Origin of the sequence: Flavonifractor hominis (genome assembly GCF_040095835.1) — a bacterium.
Classification (GTDB): Bacteria; Bacillota; Clostridia; order Oscillospirales; family Oscillospiraceae; genus Flavonifractor; species Flavonifractor hominis.
In genome coordinates this window covers 296,515-315,215 of record NZ_JBBMFT010000004.1, presented here as the reverse complement: position 1 = coordinate 315,215, position 18,701 = coordinate 296,515, and the positions used below count along the sequence as shown (strand labels likewise).

18 protein-coding genes are annotated in these 18,701 nt (G+C 62.4%); 11 read left to right on the top strand and 7 right to left on the bottom strand.

Annotation, left to right across the window (positions count from 1 at the left end; genetic code table 11):
• The 4 genes from pth to WMO45_RS09095 form a co-directional block, all read right to left on the bottom strand.
• The gene (gene pth / locus WMO45_RS09110; RefSeq protein WP_349140356.1) at positions 1-594 is read right to left on the bottom strand and encodes an aminoacyl-tRNA hydrolase; all 594 of its coding nucleotides are present in this window, start codon (positions 592-594) and stop codon (positions 1-3) included.
• 72 nt (positions 595-666) lie between these two features.
• Complete coding sequence (locus WMO45_RS09105) at positions 667-1,626, bottom strand: ribose-phosphate pyrophosphokinase (RefSeq protein ID WP_349140355.1); 960 nt, start codon at positions 1,624-1,626, stop codon at positions 667-669.
• Between the two features lie 56 nt (positions 1,627-1,682).
• On the bottom strand, positions 1,683-2,876 hold the full coding sequence (locus tag WMO45_RS09100) for a DapH/DapD/GlmU-related protein (RefSeq protein ID WP_349140353.1): 1,194 nt from the start codon (positions 2,874-2,876) through the stop codon (positions 1,683-1,685).
• Between the two features lie 170 nt (positions 2,877-3,046).
• Positions 3,047-3,520: an HD domain-containing protein gene (locus tag WMO45_RS09095; RefSeq protein ID WP_349140352.1), complete on the bottom strand. Its 474-nt coding sequence runs from the start codon at positions 3,518-3,520 to the stop codon at positions 3,047-3,049.
• 189 nt (positions 3,521-3,709) lie between these two features.
• Here WMO45_RS09095 and WMO45_RS09090 point away from each other — a divergent pair, with 189 nt between their 5' ends.
• From WMO45_RS09090 to WMO45_RS09065, 6 genes are all read left to right on the top strand, one after another.
• On the top strand, positions 3,710-4,084 hold the full coding sequence (locus tag WMO45_RS09090) for a GntR family transcriptional regulator (protein WP_349140351.1): 375 nt from the start codon (positions 3,710-3,712) through the stop codon (positions 4,082-4,084).
• 2 nt (positions 4,085-4,086) lie between these two features.
• On the top strand, positions 4,087-4,989 hold the full coding sequence (locus WMO45_RS09085; RefSeq protein ID WP_349140350.1) for an ABC transporter ATP-binding protein: 903 nt from the start codon (positions 4,087-4,089) through the stop codon (positions 4,987-4,989).
• Positions 4,964-6,877, top strand: a complete 1,914-nt coding sequence (locus WMO45_RS09080; protein ID WP_349140349.1) for an ABC transporter permease — start codon at positions 4,964-4,966, stop codon at positions 6,875-6,877. Before WMO45_RS09085 ends, WMO45_RS09080 begins: the two co-directional genes overlap by 26 nt.
• A gap of 206 nt (positions 6,878-7,083) precedes the next feature.
• On the top strand, positions 7,084-8,343 hold the full coding sequence (locus WMO45_RS09075; protein ID WP_349140348.1) for an acetyl-CoA C-acetyltransferase: 1,260 nt from the start codon (positions 7,084-7,086) through the stop codon (positions 8,341-8,343).
• A 45-nt stretch (positions 8,344-8,388) separates the two neighbouring features.
• Entirely contained in the window at positions 8,389-9,078 is a 690-nt protein-coding gene (locus WMO45_RS09070; RefSeq protein WP_349140347.1) for a CoA transferase subunit A, read from the top strand.
• Positions 9,078-9,734, top strand: a complete 657-nt coding sequence (locus tag WMO45_RS09065) for a 3-oxoacid CoA-transferase subunit B (RefSeq protein WP_349140346.1) — start codon at positions 9,078-9,080, stop codon at positions 9,732-9,734. The genes WMO45_RS09070 and WMO45_RS09065 overlap by 1 nt, the downstream gene beginning before the upstream one ends.
• A gap of 40 nt (positions 9,735-9,774) precedes the next feature.
• Here WMO45_RS09065 and xdhC read toward each other — a convergent pair whose 3' ends face one another.
• The 3 genes from xdhC to xdhA are packed head-to-tail and all read right to left on the bottom strand — an operon-like array spanning position 9,775 to position 13,443.
• Complete coding sequence (xdhC, locus tag WMO45_RS09060; protein ID WP_349140345.1) at positions 9,775-10,263, bottom strand: xanthine dehydrogenase subunit XdhC; 489 nt, start codon at positions 10,261-10,263, stop codon at positions 9,775-9,777.
• Positions 10,260-11,141: a xanthine dehydrogenase subunit XdhB gene (gene xdhB, locus WMO45_RS09055; protein ID WP_349140344.1), complete on the bottom strand. Its 882-nt coding sequence runs from the start codon at positions 11,139-11,141 to the stop codon at positions 10,260-10,262. Before xdhB ends, xdhC begins: the two co-directional genes overlap by 4 nt.
• Positions 11,134-13,443, bottom strand: coding sequence for a xanthine dehydrogenase subunit XdhA (xdhA, locus tag WMO45_RS09050; protein ID WP_349140343.1), 2,310 nt, complete (start codon positions 13,441-13,443; stop codon positions 11,134-11,136). Before xdhA ends, xdhB begins: the two co-directional genes overlap by 8 nt.
• Positions 13,444-13,623: 180 nt before the next feature.
• On the opposite strand from xdhA, the gene WMO45_RS09045 reads away from it, so the two are divergent.
• From WMO45_RS09045 to WMO45_RS09025, 5 genes are read left to right on the top strand one after another with little or no spacing between them, the layout of a single operon-like run.
• Positions 13,624-15,090, top strand: a complete 1,467-nt coding sequence (locus WMO45_RS09045) for a pyridoxal-phosphate dependent enzyme (RefSeq protein WP_349140342.1) — start codon at positions 13,624-13,626, stop codon at positions 15,088-15,090.
• A gap of 10 nt (positions 15,091-15,100) precedes the next feature.
• Positions 15,101-16,372 (top strand): threonine synthase, encoded by a 1,272-nt coding sequence (locus tag WMO45_RS09040; protein ID WP_349140341.1) that lies wholly within the window; start codon positions 15,101-15,103, stop codon positions 16,370-16,372.
• Positions 16,365-16,718, top strand: coding sequence for a hypothetical protein (locus WMO45_RS09035; RefSeq protein WP_349140340.1), 354 nt, complete (start codon positions 16,365-16,367; stop codon positions 16,716-16,718). Before WMO45_RS09040 ends, WMO45_RS09035 begins: the two co-directional genes overlap by 8 nt.
• A gap of 26 nt (positions 16,719-16,744) precedes the next feature.
• A complete protein-coding gene (gene hydA / locus WMO45_RS09030) occupies positions 16,745-18,127 on the top strand; it encodes a dihydropyrimidinase (protein ID WP_349140339.1) in 1,383 nt (460 codons plus the stop codon).
• A complete protein-coding gene (locus tag WMO45_RS09025) occupies positions 18,124-18,687 on the top strand; it encodes a nucleotidyltransferase family protein (protein ID WP_349140338.1) in 564 nt (187 codons plus the stop codon). The genes hydA and WMO45_RS09025 overlap by 4 nt, the downstream gene beginning before the upstream one ends.
• Positions 18,688-18,701 lie beyond the last annotated feature (14 nt).

The following is an 18,701-nucleotide window of genomic DNA, read 5'->3' as shown; positions in this document are numbered from 1 at the left end:
TCAGCCGTTGAATTTGTTCATAGCCTTGTCAGGCCCATCGTGGATGCAGCACTCTGCCGCCTTGCCTGCCCTTTGGATCGCCTCGGCGATGGTCTTGCGGTCCTCCCCGGCAAACTTGCCCAGCACCCAATCGGCCATGTCGTAATCCGGGTGCGGCTTCTGCCCCACGCCGATCTTCACCCGGGGAAACTGATCGGTACCCAGATGCTGAATGATGCTCTTCAGACCATTGTGTCCACCGGCGGAACCGCCCCGGCGCACCCGCAGCTTACCTACAGGAAGGGATACATCATCGGAGATGACCAGTACATGGTCGGCAGGCACTTTGTAAAACCGCGCCGCCTCCCCCACCGCCTCCCCGGACAGGTTCATATAGGTGATGGGCTTCATCAGCAGGACTTTGGCTCCCCCCAGTTCCACCGTCTGGGTCAATGCCCGGTGCTTGAGCTTCTGCACCGGCACCCGCAGCTCCTCCGCCAACTGGTCAATGGCTGCAAAGCCCACATTGTGGCGGGTATCGTCGTACTTGTCCCCCGGATTGCCCAGGCCCACCACCAGCCATTCCACACCGGAGTTCTTATTGGAAAAAAACATCTGTTTCCTCAACGCGACAATGGGGGCGGAGCTGCGCTCCGCCCCTGTCGGCGTGTTCTTTCTTATGAATGATTACACAAACAGCTTGGAGACCGAAATCTCCTCGTAGATGCGCTCGATGGCCTCAGCAAACATGTGGGCCACGGAGAGGTACTTGATCTTGTCGCAGGTCACGCCGTTCTTGGGCGGCACGGTGTCCAGGAAGATGACCTCCTTGATAACACTCTTCTCGATCCGCTCCACCGCGGGACCGGAGAGCACGCCGTGGCTGGCGCAGGCCACCACATCGGTAGCGCCGCCCAGCTCCACCAGAGCCTGGGCCGCACCGCACAGGGATCCGCCGGTATCCACCATGTCGTCAAAGAGGATGACCTTCTTGCCGCGGACATCGCCAATGATGTTCATGACCTCGGAGGAGTTGGCCTTCTGGCGACGCTTGTCCACGATGGCCAGGCCCATGCCCAGCTTCTGGGCGAACGCCCGGGCCCGGGCCACGCTGCCCACGTCGGGGGACACCACGATCACGTCCTCCTCCTGGCCGGCAAAGCGGTCATGGAAGTAGTTGGTGAAGATGGGGTTGCCCAGCAGGTTATCCACCGGGATGTCGAAGAAGCCCTGGATCTGGTTGGCGTGCAGGTCCATGGTCAGCACCCGGTCGGCGCCGGCGCGGGTGATGAGGTTGGCCACCAGCTTGGCAGAGATGGGGTCACGGGGCTTGGTCTTGCGGTCCTGACGGGCATAGCCAAAGTAGGGGACCACGGCGGTGATCCGGCCAGCAGAGGCCCGCTTGAGGGCATCGATCATGATGAGCAGCTCCATCAGGTTGTCGTTGACGGGGGAGCAGGTGGACTGGACCACGAACACATCGGAGCCACGGACGGTCTCATAGATGGAGACAAAGTTCTCCCCATCGGAGAAGGCGCCCACCTCGGCGTTGCCCAGCTCCATGCCCATCTCTCTGCAGATGGCCTCCGCCAGAGCGCGGTTGGAAGTGCCGGAAAAGATCTTGATGTCCTTACCGTGTGAGATCATTCTTGATACATCCTCTCAATTCATACTATATATTTGGTCCCCAAAAGGGGACAGGTTCACCGTTTGCGGCTGCGCCGGCGGGCGGCCCACTGCTTTTTCACGGTCTGACGGGCCCGGGCGATCGCCAAGGAATCGGCGGGCACCTCATCGGTAATGGTACTGCCCGCGGCGGTATATGCCCCGTCTCCCACCCGTACGGGGGCCACCAGGTTGGTGTTGCAGCCAATGAAGGCGTTGTCCCCGATGATGGTGCGGTACTTCTGGGTGCCGTCATAGTTCACTGTCACCGTGCCGCAGCCGAAGTTCACATGGCCGCCCACATCGGAATCACCCACATAGGTCAGGTGAGAGATCTTGGTGCCCTCGCCAATGGTGGAGTTCTTCAGCTCCACAAAGTCGCCCACCTTCACATGGGGCCCCACATGGCAGTGGGGACGAATGTAGGCAAAGGGACCCACCGTGGTGCCGTCCTCCACCGTACTCTCGTTGAGTTGGGAGGCGTTTACCGTGACACCCTCGCCGATGATACAGTCCCGAATCATGGTATTGGGGCCAATCTCGCAGTTGCTGCCAATGACGGTCTCTCCCCGCAGGATGGTGCCGGGCAGCAACAGCGTGCCCTTCCCCACCTGGACTCTGGGCCCCACATAGCAGTTGTTTGGATCCAGAATACGCACACCCGCCTCCAGCAGGCGATGCGCGGAATTGGTGCGGGCCGTGAGCTCGGCCTCCACCCGCGCCTCTGCTCCCGGACGGAGAGAATAGGCGCCCTGGAACCAGATGCTGCGGCCATTGGGTTTCTCTGCCTTGTCCCGCAGAGCCTCTTCCAGGCCCACGCCTTCCCCCAGCGCCTCGGCCAGGGTCTGAGCGTCGATGCGGCATACGCCGGTCTCCCGGCACTCCAGCGGACCGCCCCACTGCTCATCAAACAGCTGCCGGGCGCCCTCATCCGAGAGAAGTACCGGTCTGGTCACCACCAGTGCCCGGCCCTCCAGCTCGTTCAAAAAGGCAACCAGCTGCTCCACCGCGTCCTCGCTGACGCCGGTGACAAATTCCGTCCCCTCCGGGAAACAGGCCTGGGCCTTCTCCCGGTCGTCGGTGTGACAGACCACAAAAAAGCGCTCCACACCGGCCCTGCTCAACGCCTGAGCCAGCCACAGGGCCGCCGGATCAAACAGCAGGTCCTCCAGCATCAGCGAAACGCCGTTCCCCTCCCGGGGCAGGAACACCACTGCTCCAGTCGCGTTCATGATGGAATCACCTCAATGAATTGATTTCATTACAAAACGATTATAACAAAGCCCCGTTAAAATTGCATCGGGATTTTACAAAAAACTGTGTTTTTTTTCGTACCGGACCGTACCAGTCCGTTTTTGACGGGCTCCGCCCGCCTCTGTCCTTCTCACACAGACATTCTTCCTTATGACAAGGCCATCCGTCGCAGAGCCAAGCCCCGCCAAATCTGTAAAACCTCTGCTGTGGCACACAGCTTGTCGGCCAGGCAGACCGCCACCGCCTCCCGGCAGCGCGGGAGGCGGCGTGCCATGGGCCACATGTGGGCCAGGATACAGTTCTCCTCCCGCGGGGAAAGCGCTCCGCACAGGGCGGCAGCATTGGCCAGAGCCGCCAGCGGGTGTGCAAAGCACTGCCGGTAGGAGGGCAGGCTTCTTGGATCATAGAGATAAAGGTCGTGCAGCAGCCCCGCCCGGGCGGCGGTGCGGCCGTCGCCTCCCCATCGCCTGGCCAGCCGGAACGCCACATAGGACACAAACACACTGTGTTCAAAACAGGATACCCCAGGATGATGGCGGATAGCCTTCATGGACTGCACCTGGGCCGACCCCAGCAGGTCGCCTACACAGGCCTGGTAATCCTCCCATTTCTGTCGATCCATCCCTTCCACACCTCCGCCGTGCTTGGATTTGCTCTTATTATACGCCGCTGTCCGGGCCTTGTCACTGGAAATTTGGCGGTTTGATTCCTTCAGAAAAACGTCAGAAAGAATTAAGGACTTTTGCTCAGGCGGCATGTATACTGACTGTACTATCGCACGTAATACAGTTTCCGGAAAGGAGACGATCCCATGATCCAACTTAATTACCGCGACGCCCGTCCCATTTATGAGCAGGTGAAGGACGGACTGCGGCATCTGGTGGTGACGGGAGCGCTCCAGGCGGGAGACAAGCTGCCCTCGGTACGGGCACTGGCCTCCTCCCTGGCCATCAATCCCAACACCATTCAGCGGGCCTATGAGGCATTGGAGCGGGAAGGCTATCTCTACACCGTAGCGGGAAAGGGCTCCTTTGCCGCACCCCAGAGCGACGTGAACGCCGCCCGGCGGACGGCCCTGCTGCTGCAGTTCGATACCGCCGCAGCCGAGCTTTTGTTCCTGGGTGCGACGATTGGAGAGCTGACCGCCCGGCTGGAGACCACCGCCCGAGAGAAGAGAGGAGTGTAACCATGATCGAAGCCAGAAACGTGGTCAAAACCTTTGACGGCTTCCGGGCCCTGGACGGTCTGACCATGACGGTGCCGGCCGGGTCCATCTACGGCCTGGTAGGCCCCAACGGGGCTGGCAAGTCCACCCTGCTGCGTCATGTCACCGGAATCTACCGCCAGGACAGCGGCTCGGTGCTGATTGAGGGCAACCCGGTATACGAAAACCCGGAGGCCAAGGCCCGCATTGCCAGCATTCCGGACGACCTGTACTATTTTCTGTCCGCCTCCACCCGGGATATGATGCGGTTTTTCCGGGGCATTTATCCCCGGTTCGATACCAAGCGGTACGAGGCTCTCAAGGACGTATTCACCACCATCAATGAAAAGCAGAGCATCCGCCGTCTGTCCAAAGGCATGCAAAAGCAGAGCGCTTTCTGGCTGGCCCTTTGCTGCAAGCCGGACATCCTGGTACTGGACGAGCCGGTGGACGGGCTGGACCCGGTGATGCGCCGGCAGGTGTGGAGCCTGCTGATGGGTGACGTGGCCGAGCACGGCACCACCGTGCTGGTGTCCTCCCACAACCTGCGGGAATTGGAGGATGTGTGCGACCATGTGGGTATCCTTTCCCGGGGAAAGGTGCTCATCGAGCGCTCCCTGAGCGCGCTGCAGGAGAATGTGGTGAAGATGCAGGTGGTCTTTCAGGAACGGGAGCTGCCCCAGCTGCCCGAAGACCTGCAGATTCTCCACGTATCCCACGTGGGACGCATCCACACTCTTATCATCCGGGGCAACGCCACCGAGATCACCAACCGGCTGGCGGCTTTTGCTCCCATTCTGCTGGAGGCACTGCCCCTGACGCTGGAGGAAATCTTTATTTATGAGCTGGGAGGTGAGGACTATGCGGTCCGTGACATCGTACTTTAACCCCACCCTGTTCCGCAAAAACCTGGCCCGTTTCTGGCCCATCTGGGGGCTGTACGGACTCATCTGGCTGTTTTTGCTGCCCATCGGCATCCTGCTGGAGAGCGCGGAGGGCTGGACACTGGTCCGGGCCCATGAGCTTCCCCTGCAGTATCTGGAAGAAAACGCCTGGTTCAGCCCGGCGACCTTCACCGCTCTGATCTTTTCCATTCTGGCCGCCATGGCGGTGTTTTCCTACCTCTATAACAGCCGCTCGGTGGGGCTGTTCCACGCCCTGCCTCTGCGGCGGGAGGGGCTGTTCCTCACCAACTACCTGTCGGGGCTGTGTTTTTTCCTGGCGCCTAATCTGATCGTCTTTCTGCTGGCCCTGGCCGCCGAGGCGGCTCAGGGTGCGGTGGTGCTCTACAGTCTGGCCATATGGCTGGTGGTACAGAGCCTGCTGTGTCTGTTTTTCTATTCCTTCGCCGTGTTCTGCGCCATGTTTACCGGCCATATTCTGGCCCTGCCCGTGTTTTACGGCATTCTCAATCTTCTGGCCGCCGCGCTGGCCTCCTTGCTGGAGCGCATGGCCGGAAAGCTGCTCTTCGGCTTTGAGAGCACCGGCTGGCTGGTGGCAATGGCCGACTGGTTTACCCCTCTGCTGCTCTTCTCCAACCGTACGGGGATTACCTATCCGTTGGATGCCAACGGCTCCTATTTGTTTGACAGCGCCCATTATTACGGTCTGGGCTATGTGATCCTCTACGCCTTCTTCGGCCTGGGCCTGGCTGTGCTGGCCCTGCTGGTCTACCGCCGCCGACAGCTGGAACGGGCCGGAGATGTGGTGAGTGTGGGCTGGGTCCGGCCGGTGTTCAAGTACGGCGTGGCCTTCTGCTGCGCGGTGAGCCTGGGCACTGCCCTCCACTCCACCCTCTCTTCCCTGCTGCCCTCGGGAACCTGGCCCCTGTTGGCGCTGATGCTGCTGTGCGGCGCAGTGGGCTACTTCATTGCCGAGATGCTGCTGCGCAAGAGCTTCCGCATCTTCTCCCACAGCTGGAAGGGCTGCGTAGCCTTTCTGTGCTGCCTGGGCGTAGCCATGTGTGTGCTGGAGCTGGATCTGCCCGGTTTTGAGAACCGGGTCCCCGACTCCTCCCAGGTGACCTGCGCCTCCATCTCCCGTGTATACTCTGCCCCCCATGACCGCCTGTGGTACGGCTATTATAAGCTGGACGACCCGGAGGAGCTGGAGGCACTCACGGACCTGCACCGCTCCATCGTGGCACATAAGGCCGAACTGGAAAACGACCCCAATCTGCATAGCGAGGACTGGATCTACAACGATGAGGGGGCAAACGTTCAGACCCAGGGTTCCACCTCCCTGCGCATCTGCTATACCCTGGCCGACGGGAGCGAGCTGATCCGCAGCTATGATCTCCCCCTCACTCCCGAACTGCTGGAGGATCCGGATACCCCCGCCGCCCAGCTCTCGGCGCTCATCAATCAGCCCGGTCTGCTGGAAGAGAGCTACTTCTCCGACGTGGATGAAAACAGCCGGCTCATCGACGCCTCCCTCTGCGATCTCTACGATCCCGACAGTGACAGCTATTATACCGTCTACTTCACGGGAGATACGCTGGAGCGGTTGCTGGAGGCCATCCGGGCTGATCTGGCCGATGGCTCTCTTGGCCGGCGCTATCTGCTGGAGGACCAGCAACGGCTGGATAACTGTTATTACTGTGACCTCTCCCTCACTTTCCTGGCCGAGGGTGCCCCTGTGGATGAGGCCTGCACCATTACTATCACCCCCCAGACCACTGCCACCCGCACCCTGGAAGTGCTCACCCAGTACGGCGGTGTGGAACTCTCTCACATGCTGACGCAGTCCCAGTTTAAAACCCGGACCTCGCAATAACAGCCATATGACACGGAGCAGTTCACAAATGTGGACTGCTCCGTGTCTTTTCCGTTTGTGCAAATCGTTAATTTTTTAACAAAACCAAGGAAATGGACGTTTTACATACGCTCTGTAGTTGCTTTTTCACAAACGGCGAGGTATAATCGGTGGTGAAGTCAGCTTTTTTGTTCCGGAAATTGAAACTACATCTGGAGGTATGCACCATGAAAGAAGTCTATGTTGTTAATTGCTGCCGTACTGCGGTCGGCTCCTTCGGCGGCAGCCTGAAGGATACTCCCGCCTCCGATCTGGGCGCTGTTGTGGTCAAAGAGGCGCTCACCCGCTCCGGGCTGAAGCCTGAGCAGGTGGATGAGCTGATGTTCGGCTGTATCCTCACCGCGGCTCAGGGGCAGAACCCCGCCCGTCAGGTGGGTGTGAAGGCCGGCCTGCCCTACTCCGTTCCCGCCTATACGGTCGGCATGGTGTGTGGCTCCGGTATGAAGAGCGTCATTGAGGGCGCCCGCGCCATTATGGCCGGTGACGCCGACGTGATTGTGGCCGGCGGTACCGAGAACATGTCTGCCGCTCCTTACGCCCTCCCCGCCGAGCGCTGGGGCGCCCGCATGGGCGACAAGAAGGTCGTGGACACCATGATCAAGGACGGCCTGTGGGACGCTTACAACAACTATCATATGGGCACCACCGCCGAGAACATTGCCGACGTGTGGGGCATCACCCGTGAGGAGATGGACGCCTTCGCCGCTTCCTCTCAGCAGAAAACCGAGGCTGCCATGGCCGCCGGCAAGTTTGCGGACGAGATCGTACCCGTTATGATCAAGAAGAAGAAGGAAATGGTGGAGTTCAAGGTGGACGAGTTCCCCCGCGCCGGTGTCACCGCTGAGAGCATTGCCAAGCTGAAGGGCGCCTTCCCCGTTGGTCCCGAGGGCGTGGAGGACGAGATCGTCCACACCTTTGAGCCCACCCAGGTCCACGCTGACGACGCCCGCAAGCACGTCCAGCGCGTCACCGCCGCCAACGCCTCCGGCATCAATGACGGCGCTGCCGCCATCGTGCTGGCCAGCGGCGAAGCTGTGGAGAAATACGGTCTGAAGCCCATGGCCAAGCTGGTCAGCTGGGGCCAGGGCGGTGTCGATCCCAAGATCATGGGCGTGGGCCCCGTGCCCGCCTCCCGTCAGGCCATGACCAAGGCCGGCCTGAAGATCGAGGACATCGACCTGGTGGAGGCCAACGAGGCCTTTGCCGCCCAGTCCATCGCCGTCGCCCGTGAGCTGGGCTTCGATATGGACAAGGTCAACGTCAACGGCGGCGCCATCTCCATCGGCCACCCCGTGGGCGCTTCCGGCGCACGCATCATTGTCACCCTGCTGCATGAGATGGCCAAGCGTCCCGAGGCCAAGCGCGGCCTGGCCACCCTGTGCATCGGCGGCGGCATGGGCGTTGCCACCATCTTTGAGAAGTGCTGAGACACCGTCTCTCACATATCAACTAAACGATAGGAGGAAACACCATTGGCTAAATTTGTTTCCCTGGAAGAGGCTGTGGCGCTCATTCCCGATGGCGCCACCATCATGTGCGGCGGTTTTATGGGCTGCGGCAATGCCCACAAGATTATCGACGCCCTGTCCAAATCCGGCAAGGGCAACTTCACTCTGATCTCCAATGACGCCTCTCAGCCCGGCGGTCCTCTGGGCGAGGATTACTACGGCGTGGCCAAGCTGGTCCACAACGGCCAGATCAGCCACCTGATCGCCACCCACGTGGGCCTCAATCCCGAGGTTGCCGTTCGTATGCATGACGGTTCCATGAAGGTGGATCTCATCCCCCAGGGCTCCCTGGCTGAGATGATCCGGGCCGGCGGCGCCGGTCTGGGCGGCGTGCTCACTCCCACTGGCGTCGGCACCATTGTGGAGGACAACAAGGACTTTGTCCTGGGCAAGGTCACCGTGGACGGCCGCGAGTACCTGCACATGCGCCCGCTGCGGGCCGATGTGGCGATCATCTGCGGTCACAAGATCGACAAGGCCGGCAACGTCTGGTACAAGGGCACCACCCGGAACTTCAGCCTGCCCATGGCTACTGCCGCCGACCTGGTCATCGCCGAGGCCGACGAGGTCGTGGAGATCGGCGAGATTGCGCCGGAGAACGTGCATACCTACGGCGTGTTCGTGGACTACGTTGTGGATGGAGGGAAGGCATAATGGATCGTTCTGAAATCAAGGGCTTTATCGCCAAGCGCGTCGCCAAGGAGCTCAAGGACGGCGATGTGGTCAACCTGGGCATCGGCCTGCCCACCCTGGTCCCCCAGTACCTGCCCGAGGGCGTCCATGTCACTCTCCAGTCCGAGAACGGCATCATTGGTACCGGCACCCTGACCGAGGAGAACAAGGATCCTCTGTACGTCACTGACGCTGGCGGCGCTCCGGCTGCCGTGGCCCCCGGCGGCGTGTTTATCGACTCCTGCTCCTCTTTCGGCCTGATCCGCGGCGGCCATGTGGACGCCACCATCCTGGGCGGCCTGGAAGTGGACGAGGAGGGCTCTCTCTCCAACTGGATCATTCCCGGCAAGAAGGTGCCCGGCATGGGCGGCGCCATGGACCTGCTGGTGGGCGCCAAGCACGTCATCGTGGCCATGGAGCACACTGCCAAGGGCAATCCCAAGATCCTGAAGAAGTGCCGCCTGCCCTACACCGCCGTGCACTGCATCACCAAGATCATCACCGAGATGGGCGTGATGAATGTCACCGACAAGGGCCTTGAGCTGGTGGAGTACAACCCCGAGTTTACTGTGGAGCAGATTCAGGCCGCCACTGAGGCTACCCTGATCATCTCCCCCGATCTCAAGCCCATGTGCTGATTATAAAAAAAGACCTGCGGTTAAAACCGCAGGTCTTTTTTTATGCTTTCCCCACAAACTTGTGGGCCTCATCCACCGCCCGCTCCACGGCATTGAGGATGTTCTCATAGCCGGTGCAGCGGCACAGGTGGCCGGAGATGAGCTTGCGCAGCTCGTCCCGGGTATATCGCTTGCCGGAGCCCACGATCTCCACCGCCGACATGATGATGCCGGGGGTGCAGAAGCCGCACTGGATGGCGGCCTCCTCCACAAAGGCCTTCTGCAGCGGAGTCAGCTCTCCGTTCTCGTTCTGGAGTCCCTCCACGGTGAGGATGGTCTTGCCCTGGGCCCAGACGGACAGGTAGATGCAGGAATCGATGGCTACCCCGTCTACCAGGACCGTACAGGCTCCGCACTCCCCCACCTCACAGCCTTTCTTCACACTGGTGAGGCCCAGCCGCTCCCGCAGGGTGTCCGCCAGGGACTCCCGGGGGTCAATGCCCACTTCCACCGGCTTGTTGTTCACGGTACAGTGCAGAACTTCCATCATACCTGAGCCCCTCCCTTCCGCGCCGCTTCCCGCAGCGCCCGGCCGGACAGCTCCTCCACCAGCTGGAGGCGGAACTCCCGGGACGCCCGCCAACTGGTGCGTGGATTTACGTCCTGGAGGGCGGCCTTGCCGATGTCCTCGATGGCCTGCCCAATGGGCAGGCCGGACACCGCCGCCTCGGCGGCGGGTGAGCGCATGGGTACCGGCCCGGCCACGCCGAAGGCCAGCTTGACAGTCTCGGCGGTCTGCTTGTCTGCGCTCAGCTTTACCAGGCAGCTCACCCCCAGGGTGGCAATGTCCATAGCGCTGCGCTGGGCGTACTTGATGTAGTGGCCGGTAAAGCCCGCATAGCTTTCCCGGGGAATGATGATTTTTACCAGCAGCTCGTCGTGGGCCAGGTCCACCTTGCCCACCCCCTTGTACCACTGGGAGATGGGCACCCGCCGCTCTCCCGCCGGGCCCCGGACCACCATGACAGCGTCCAGCGCCATGAGGGTGGAGGCTGAGTCGGCGGAGGTGATGCCGTTGCACACGTTGCCGCCGATGGTGCCCGCCGCACGCAGCTGAGGTCCGCCGGCCTGGTCGGTGGCCTCCCCCAATACGGGGACACTCTGGCGGATCACGTCGCTGAAGGTCACGTCCCGGAAGGTAGACAGGGGGCCGATCTCCACATCGCCGTTGTCCGCCAGGGCGATGCTCTTCAGCTCCTCCCCCAGCTCGTGGATGGACACCAGGGAACAGCCGGCCAGTTTACCCTCCCGGATCTTGATGAGTACGTCGGTGCCGCCGGCGATAACCACAGCAGCAGGATCGGCCTGAAGGGCCCGGATGGCATCCGCCACCGATGTGGCCGAGTAAATGGAACCAATATCATACATGGCCGATCAGCCCTCCTTTTGTAAATTCCTCCACCAGCTTCTGGGGGGACAGGGGCAGGGTATTCACCGCCACGCCGGTGGCATTGAGCACCGCGTTGCGGATGGCAGGAGCCACCGGGATCACCGGCGGCTCGCCCAGGGCCTTGTTGCCGAAGGGACCGGAGGGGTCGTCGGTCTCCACAAACAGAGCGGTCAGGTCCGGGTGGTCCATGGAGGTAGGCATCTTGTAGTCCAGCAGGTTGCCGTTAAGCAGCCGGCCGGTTTTGGGATCAAACTTCATCTCCTCGGTGAGGGCATAGCCGATGCCCATGCTCATGCCGCCGTGGACCTGGGCCGCCGCCAGGGCGGGGTTAATGAGCCTGCCCGAGTCGTGGACGTTGATCATCCGCAGTACCTTTACCTTTCCCAGGGGAATATCCACCTCCACCTCGGCAAAGCAGCAGCCGAAGGCGAAGGTATTTTCCTTGCAGTGGTTGGTGCCCTCGGCGGTGATGTGGACACTGTGCTCCAGGGAGTAGAAGGCGGTGGTGGCCAGCTCCTCCAGGGAGATGAGCCGCTCCCCCGCGCCGTTGGTGACAAACCGCTCCGAAATGGTCAGATCCTTTGCCTCTGGGAAGAGCTCGGCGGCGTAGTCGAGCAGCTTCTGGCGGAACTCCAGGCCCACCTTTTTGATGGCCTTGCCGGTGACATAGGTCTGCCGGGAGGCATAGGCCCCGGTGTCAAAGGGGGCGGTGTCGGTGTCCTGGAAGGAGACGATATGCACATCCTCCGTGGGGATGCCGATGGCCTCGGCGGCCATCTGGGAGAAGACGGTGTCGCCCCCCTGTCCAATCTCGGTGGCTCCCAGGTGGAGCTGCACCGTGCCGTCCTGGTTGAGCACCAGCCGGGCGGAGGCCGTTTCCAGGGAAATGGGATACACGCCGGTCTTATAGGAGAAGCAGGCCATGCCCACGCCCCGGCGCACCGGGCCGGTCTGGTCTTTGTAGCGCGCCCGCAGCTCCTCCCAGCCGATGGCCTGGGCCCCCTTCTGGATGCACTCTTTCAGGCCGGTGGAGTGGCAAGTGATGCCGTTGAAGGGATCTACATACCCCAGGGGCATGAGGTTCTTCAGCCGGAACGCGATGGGGTCCAGCTCCATTGCCCGGGCAATGTCCTCCATCATGCACTCCACGGCAAAGTTGCACTGGGGGATGCCGTATCCCCGCATGGCGCCAGGGGCGGGCCGGTTGGTGTACACCGTGTAGGCGGTGGAGTGGTGACCGATCCGGTCCAGATAGAGCTGGCGGAACCCAGTGACCGAGTTGGCCACGATGGAGTGGCCGTGGGAGGCGTAGCCCCCCTGGTTGGAAATGGCGGTGCAGGACCGTGCCATCAGGTTCCCATCCCGGTCCACCGCCGCCGCCACGTCGAAGGAGATGGGGTGGCGGGAGCGGGTATTCTGGAAGGTCTCTTCCCGGGAAATATCCAGCCGGACACACCTGCCCCCCACCTGAGTGGTGAGCCAGGCATTGAGGGGCTCGTAGAGCACCTCCTGCTTGTTGCCGAAGCCGCCGCCGATGTAGGGCTTCACCACCCGGATCTTTCCCCAGCCAATACCCAGCGCCTGGCCGATGACCCGGCGGACGATGTGGGGAATCTGGGTGGAGGTAACCACGTGGATGCGCCCGGCCTCCATCCATGCAAAGGAGACCGGGTTTTCAATGTGGCAGTGCTGGACCTGTTGGGTCTCATACCGGCCCCGGAACTGGAAAAAGTCCGGGCTGTCCAGCACCTGCTCCACCGTTTCGAACCGGTCGTCCGAGATGGAGGTACGCAGGTCCATTTTGGCCAGGATATTATCCGGATGTTCCGCGTGGATGGGAGTCGCGCCCTCGGCCATGGCCTGCTCCGGCTCCAGCAGGACGGGATACTCCTCATACTCCACCCGGATGAGCTTCAATGCCCGGCGGGCGGTGATGGCGTCCTCGGCCACCACAGCCGCAATGTCATCCCCGTAGATCCGCACCCGGCGGTTGAGGAGCTTCCGGTCAGCCACGTCCTGATGGGCCTTTTCTACGCTCCAGGGGTGACCGGGGGTGGGATACTGAATATCCGGCACGTCAAAACAGGTCAATACCTTCACCACGCCCGGCAGGGCCTGAGCGGCGGAGATATCCATTGCCTTGACCCAGCCGTTGGCAATGGTGCTGTGGAGCACCGCCGCCTCCAGCACCGGGCGGGGGCAGAGATCATCGGTATATTTGGCCCGTCCGGTCACCTTATCGGCCCCGTCCACCCGGGGAATGCTTCGCCCGACTTCCATAGGGGCACCTCCTTTTCCTCGTTTGAACCAGTATAGCGCATTGTGTAAAAAAAAGAAAGGGACATCTGTTCCAACCTTCTTTTTTGTTTGATATGCCGACAATCGGTTTGATTTCGCTTGATTTATTCCCGCCATGTGCTATCATGAGAGCAAGGCAATCCAACGTAAGGAGGCTAAGCTATGATCGATCTGACCCTGTGCCGGGAACAGCTGGAGCACAACATCGGCAAGGCCCGGGAATGTGGAGTGGTTATCCCCACCTTCGAGAATATGAAGCACCCGGAGACCGTGCCGGAGGTCATCCGCGCCCGGCTGAATGGGGTGGGTCTGTGGGACGTGGACCCGCTGAACCTGTTCCGCATCACCTGGAAGAACGAGCCCGTGCCCTCCGGCGGTCTCTACCGCAGCGTGCCCAATTACATCGAACTTCCCCCCGCCCTCACCGGCGTTCCCGCCCGCATCATTGCCCTGGTGGGCAAGTGGTTCCCCACCGGCTGCCACAAGGTGGGCGCCTCCTTCGGGTGTCTGGTGCCCCGGCTGGTTACCGGCCAGTTCGACGCCACTTGGCAGCGGGCGGTGTGGCCCTCCACCGGCAATTACTGCCGGGGCGGCGCCTTCAACTCCAAGCTGCTGGGGGTCCGGTCGGTGGCCATCCTCCCCGCCGGCATGAGCCGGGAGCGGTTCGACTGGCTGCGCCAGATCGCCGGGGAGATCATCGCCACGCCCGGGTCGGAGTCCAACGTAAAGGAGATCTTTGACAAGACCAACGAGCTACGGCGAGAGCCAGACTGTATGATCTTCAACCAGTTTGAGGAGATGGGCAACCACCTGTGGCACTACCAGGTCACCGGCAGCGCCATTGCTGAGACCTTTGAGGCCATACGCCGCCCGGGTGACCGGTTGGCGGGTGCCTGCTTTACCTCCGGCTCCGCCGGCACCATCGGCTGCGGGGACTACCTCAAAGAGGTCTATCCCCAGATGAAGCTGGCGGTGGGTGAGGCCCTCCAGTGCCCCACCATCCTGGAAAACGGCTTTGGCGACCACCGCATCGAGGGCATCGGCGACAAGCACATCCCCTGGATCCACAATGTAAAGAACACCGACATGGTCATCGACATCGACGACAATGACCCGCTGACCCTGCTGCGGCTGTTCAATGAGCCGGCGGGCCGGGCCTGCCTGAAGGAGGCCGGCGTGGCGGAGGAGGTGCTGGACCAGCTCCCCCTGCTGGGCATTTCGGGCATCGCCAACGTGCTGTGCTGCGTGAAGCTGGCCAAGTACTACGAACTCACGGAACATGACGTGGTGTGTACCGTGCTCACCGACTCCTCCGACATGTACCGCTCCCGTCTGGCTGAGATGGCGGAAAAGCACGGTCCCTACTCCGACCGTGCCGCCGCGGTGGACTACGCCCTGCGCCTGCTGGGCCAGGACACCGACCACATGGCGGAGCTGGGTTACCGCGACCGCAAGCGGGTGCACAACCTGAAGTACTACACCTGGGTGGAACAGCAGGGCAAGGACCCTGAGGCGCTGGATGCGCTGTGGTATGGCACCACCTGGCAGGACGTACACCGGCAGGCCGACGCCCTGGATGAACTCATCCGCTCCTTTAACGAAGCCACCGGCGTGCTGGCCGGACTGTGAGGTTCGAATTATGCGGTACGTTCTGGGCGCCAAGTGCGTCAAATGCGGCAAAGAGTATGCCGCCGTCCCCGACCTCACCACCTGCACCTGCGGGGGCATTCTGGATATTCAGTACGACTACGCCGCCATCCGGCGGGACTTCTCACCCAAGGACCTGGCAGCCTGTTCCGACTGGTCCATGTGGCGCTACCGGCCCTTCCTGCCGGTGGAAGAGCGCTCCTCCCCGCCCCCGCTGCGGGTGGGCTGGTCCCCCCTCTACCGGGCTGACCGGCTGGCGGGAGAACTGGGGCTGAACACCCTGTACATCAAAGACGACGGTCTCAACCCCACCGCCTCGCTGAAGGACCGGGCCTCCGCCCTGGCCGTGGTCAAGGCCCGGGAGGCGGGGGCAGACACCATCGCCTGCTCCTCCACCGGCAACGCCGCCTCCTCCCTAGCGGGGAACGCGGCGGCGGCAGGGCTGGCCACCTACATTTTTGTGCCCGCTCGCGCTCCCAAGGGGAAGGTAGCCCAACTGCGCATTTTCGGCTCCACCGTCATCAGCGTGGACGGCTCCTATGAGGACACCTTTGAGCTGTCCAAAGCCGCCATCGGCCGCTGGGGCTGGTACAACCGCAACGCCGCCATCAACCCCTACCTCTCGGAAGGGAAAAAGACGGTGACCCTGGAGATTCTGGAGCAGCTGCACTGGCAGGCGCCCGACTATATTGCCCTGTCCGTGGGGGATGGGTGCACCATCGCCGGGGCCTGGAAGGGGCTCAAGGATCTGTACGCCGCTGGGTTTATCGACAAGCTGCCCCGGCTCATCGCCGTTCAGGCGGAGGGCTGCTGCCCCCTGAACCGGGCCATTCAGACCGGACAGCCCTGGCAGCCCATGGAGGAAAATACCCTGGCCGACTCCATCGCTGTAGGCGTGCCCCGCAACCCGGATAAGGCCCTCCATGCCATCCGGGAATCCCACGGCGTAGCGGTGAATGTCTCTGATGAGGAGATCCTTTCCGCCATGCGACTGCTGGGCCGCACCCAGGGGGTGTTTGGGGAGCCTGCCGGGGTGACCGGCACCGCCGGTGTGAAAAAGGCCCTGGAGCTAGGGCTCATCTCCCCGGACAGCACGGTGGTGAGCATCGTCACCGGCAACGGTCTGAAGGACGTACAAAACGGCATCAAGGCCGCCGGAGAGCCCATGCTGGTCAAGCCGGACATGGACGCGCTGCTGGAGGCCTTTGCCCGCCGGGGCATCTGTCCCGCAACTTCAACAAGAAAGGAAACCGCACATGAATGACCACGCCGCCAAGGTGGGCGTCTGGGCCTACCTTCTCTTTACCGTAGCCAGCTTCCTGCTGGCCCTCTACCTGCTGCTCACGGGCGGCTACCGCTACAACCTCTCCCTGATAGGCCTGCCTATCTGGATGGGCTATACCGCCTTCACTATCGTCAAGAGCGTGGCCGATCTCATCGGCGCGCAGAACCGCACGGCCAACTTCACCCGTATGTTGGGCCGCTGGACCGATACCTTCGGTAAGCGGGGTCAGGCCCTGCTGCTGCTGGCCTTCATGACCGCCTCCACCGGTGTGATCAAGCTGGCCGTGCCGCTGGTGCTGCTGCAGCTGGGCCTCCAGTTCGCCTGAGCCGTGGCGGGAAAGGAGCCTTTGCCATGTCTATCCTTATTCAAAACGGCACCCTGCTCTGCCCCAACGGGCCGGTGAAGGCCGACCTGCGGGTGGAGGGGGAAACGATTGTCCAGATTGGCCCCTCCCTTCCCGTGGGGGACAGCCGGGTCATCGACGCCGCGGGCAAGCTGGTCTTCCCCGGCTTTATCGACACCCATACCCACTTTGAGATGAACAAGGGCACCATCCGGGAGACCGCCGACAACTGGACCACCGGTACCCGGGCTGCCCTGGCCGGCGGCACCACCTGCGTACTGGACTTTGCCGAGCCCCAGCGTGGGGCCTCCCTCCAGTCGGCGCTGGAGGAGTGGCACAGCCGGGCCGATGGCCACGCCAGCTGCCACTACGGTTTCCACATGACCATCAAGGACTGGGACAGCCGCATTTTGGAGGAAATTCCCCGGATGACCCAGCAGGGGGTCACCTCCTACAAGGTCTACCTAGCCTACGCCAACATCCGGGTAAGCGACGGTGTGGCCTATGAGGTCATTAAGGCAGTGGGCAAAGAAGGGGGCATTGTTGGCTGCCACTGTGAAAACGGCGACCTCATCGACGCCGCCGTGGCCGAGCTGAAAGCCGCCGGCAAACGCTCCCCCGCCAGCCACCCCCTGTCCCACACCGCCGCTATGGAGGCCGAGGCCGTCACCCGCTGGCTGGCTCTGGCCGAGCAGGCGGGGTATCCGGTGAACGTGGTCCACCTGTCTACCCGGCGCGGTCTGGAGGCCGCCCGGGCCGCCCGCAGGCGGGGCCAGAAGGTGTATCTGGAGACTTGTCCCCAGTATCTCACCCTCACCGAGGAGAAGTACCGCCTGCCCGGCTTTGAGGGCGCCAAGTACGTCTGCGCCCCTCCCCTGCGTCCTCAGTCCGATGTGGATGCCCTGTGGCAGGCCCTGGAGGGCGGCGAGATCGACACCATCGGCACCGACCACTGCTCTTTCCGCTATGAGCCCACCAAGATGCTGGGCAAGGACGACTTCTCCGCCATCCCCGGGGGCATCCCGGGCACGGAGCACCGCCCTGCTCTGCTGTACACCTATGGGGTGAAATCCGGGCGCATCACTGCCCACCAGATGATGCTGGCTCTGTCCCAGCGCCCCGCCCAGCTGTTCGGCATGTTCCCTCAAAAGGGAGCCCTGGCGGTTGGGAGCGACGCGGACCTCGTCATTTTTGACCCCAACCACCTCTGGACCATCACGGCCGGGGAGCAGTACCAGAACGTGGACTATACCCCCTATGAGGGGCTGGAGATGGCGGGCCGGACCGACACCGTGCTCCTCAGCGGCCAGGTGGCTGTGGAAGACGGCCGGGTGACCGCCGAGGGGCTGGGACGTTACGTCCACCGGGGGCCCGCCGGGTTCTGGCGATGAAGCTGGGTGCCATCCTCATGGCCTCGGGGGCCGGGCGGCGCTTTGGGGGCAACAAGCTGCTGCGTGAAGTGGAGGGAATCCCCCTCTACCGCCGGGCCATGAACGCCCTGGCCGGAGCCGGTCTGGACCGGGTTGCGGTCTGTTCTCCCTACACCGAAATCCTGTCAGCTGGGGAAAACTGCGGTTTTCTCCCCCTGTTTAACGCCGGCGCAGCGGAGGGGATCTCCGCCTCCATCCGCCTGGGTATGACCGCCATGGAGGGCATGGACGGTGTGCTCTTCGCCGTGTGTGACCAGCCTTTTTTGACCACAAACAGTATTATTCATCTATTGAATTCCTTTCAGCAATCAAAAACCGCCATCTGCGCCCTGTCCTGGCAGGGACAAAAGGGTAATCCGGTGGTATTCCCCGCAGATCTCTTCGGAGAGCTGTCCGCTCTCGCCGGGGACACCGGCGGCGGTGCAGTGATCCGCCGCCACCCGGACCGGCTGGTTCTGGTGGAGGCCTTTTCCCCAAAGGAGCTCTCCGATGTGGATAAACCGGAGGACCTGCATGCATAACAAAACCGGGCGTC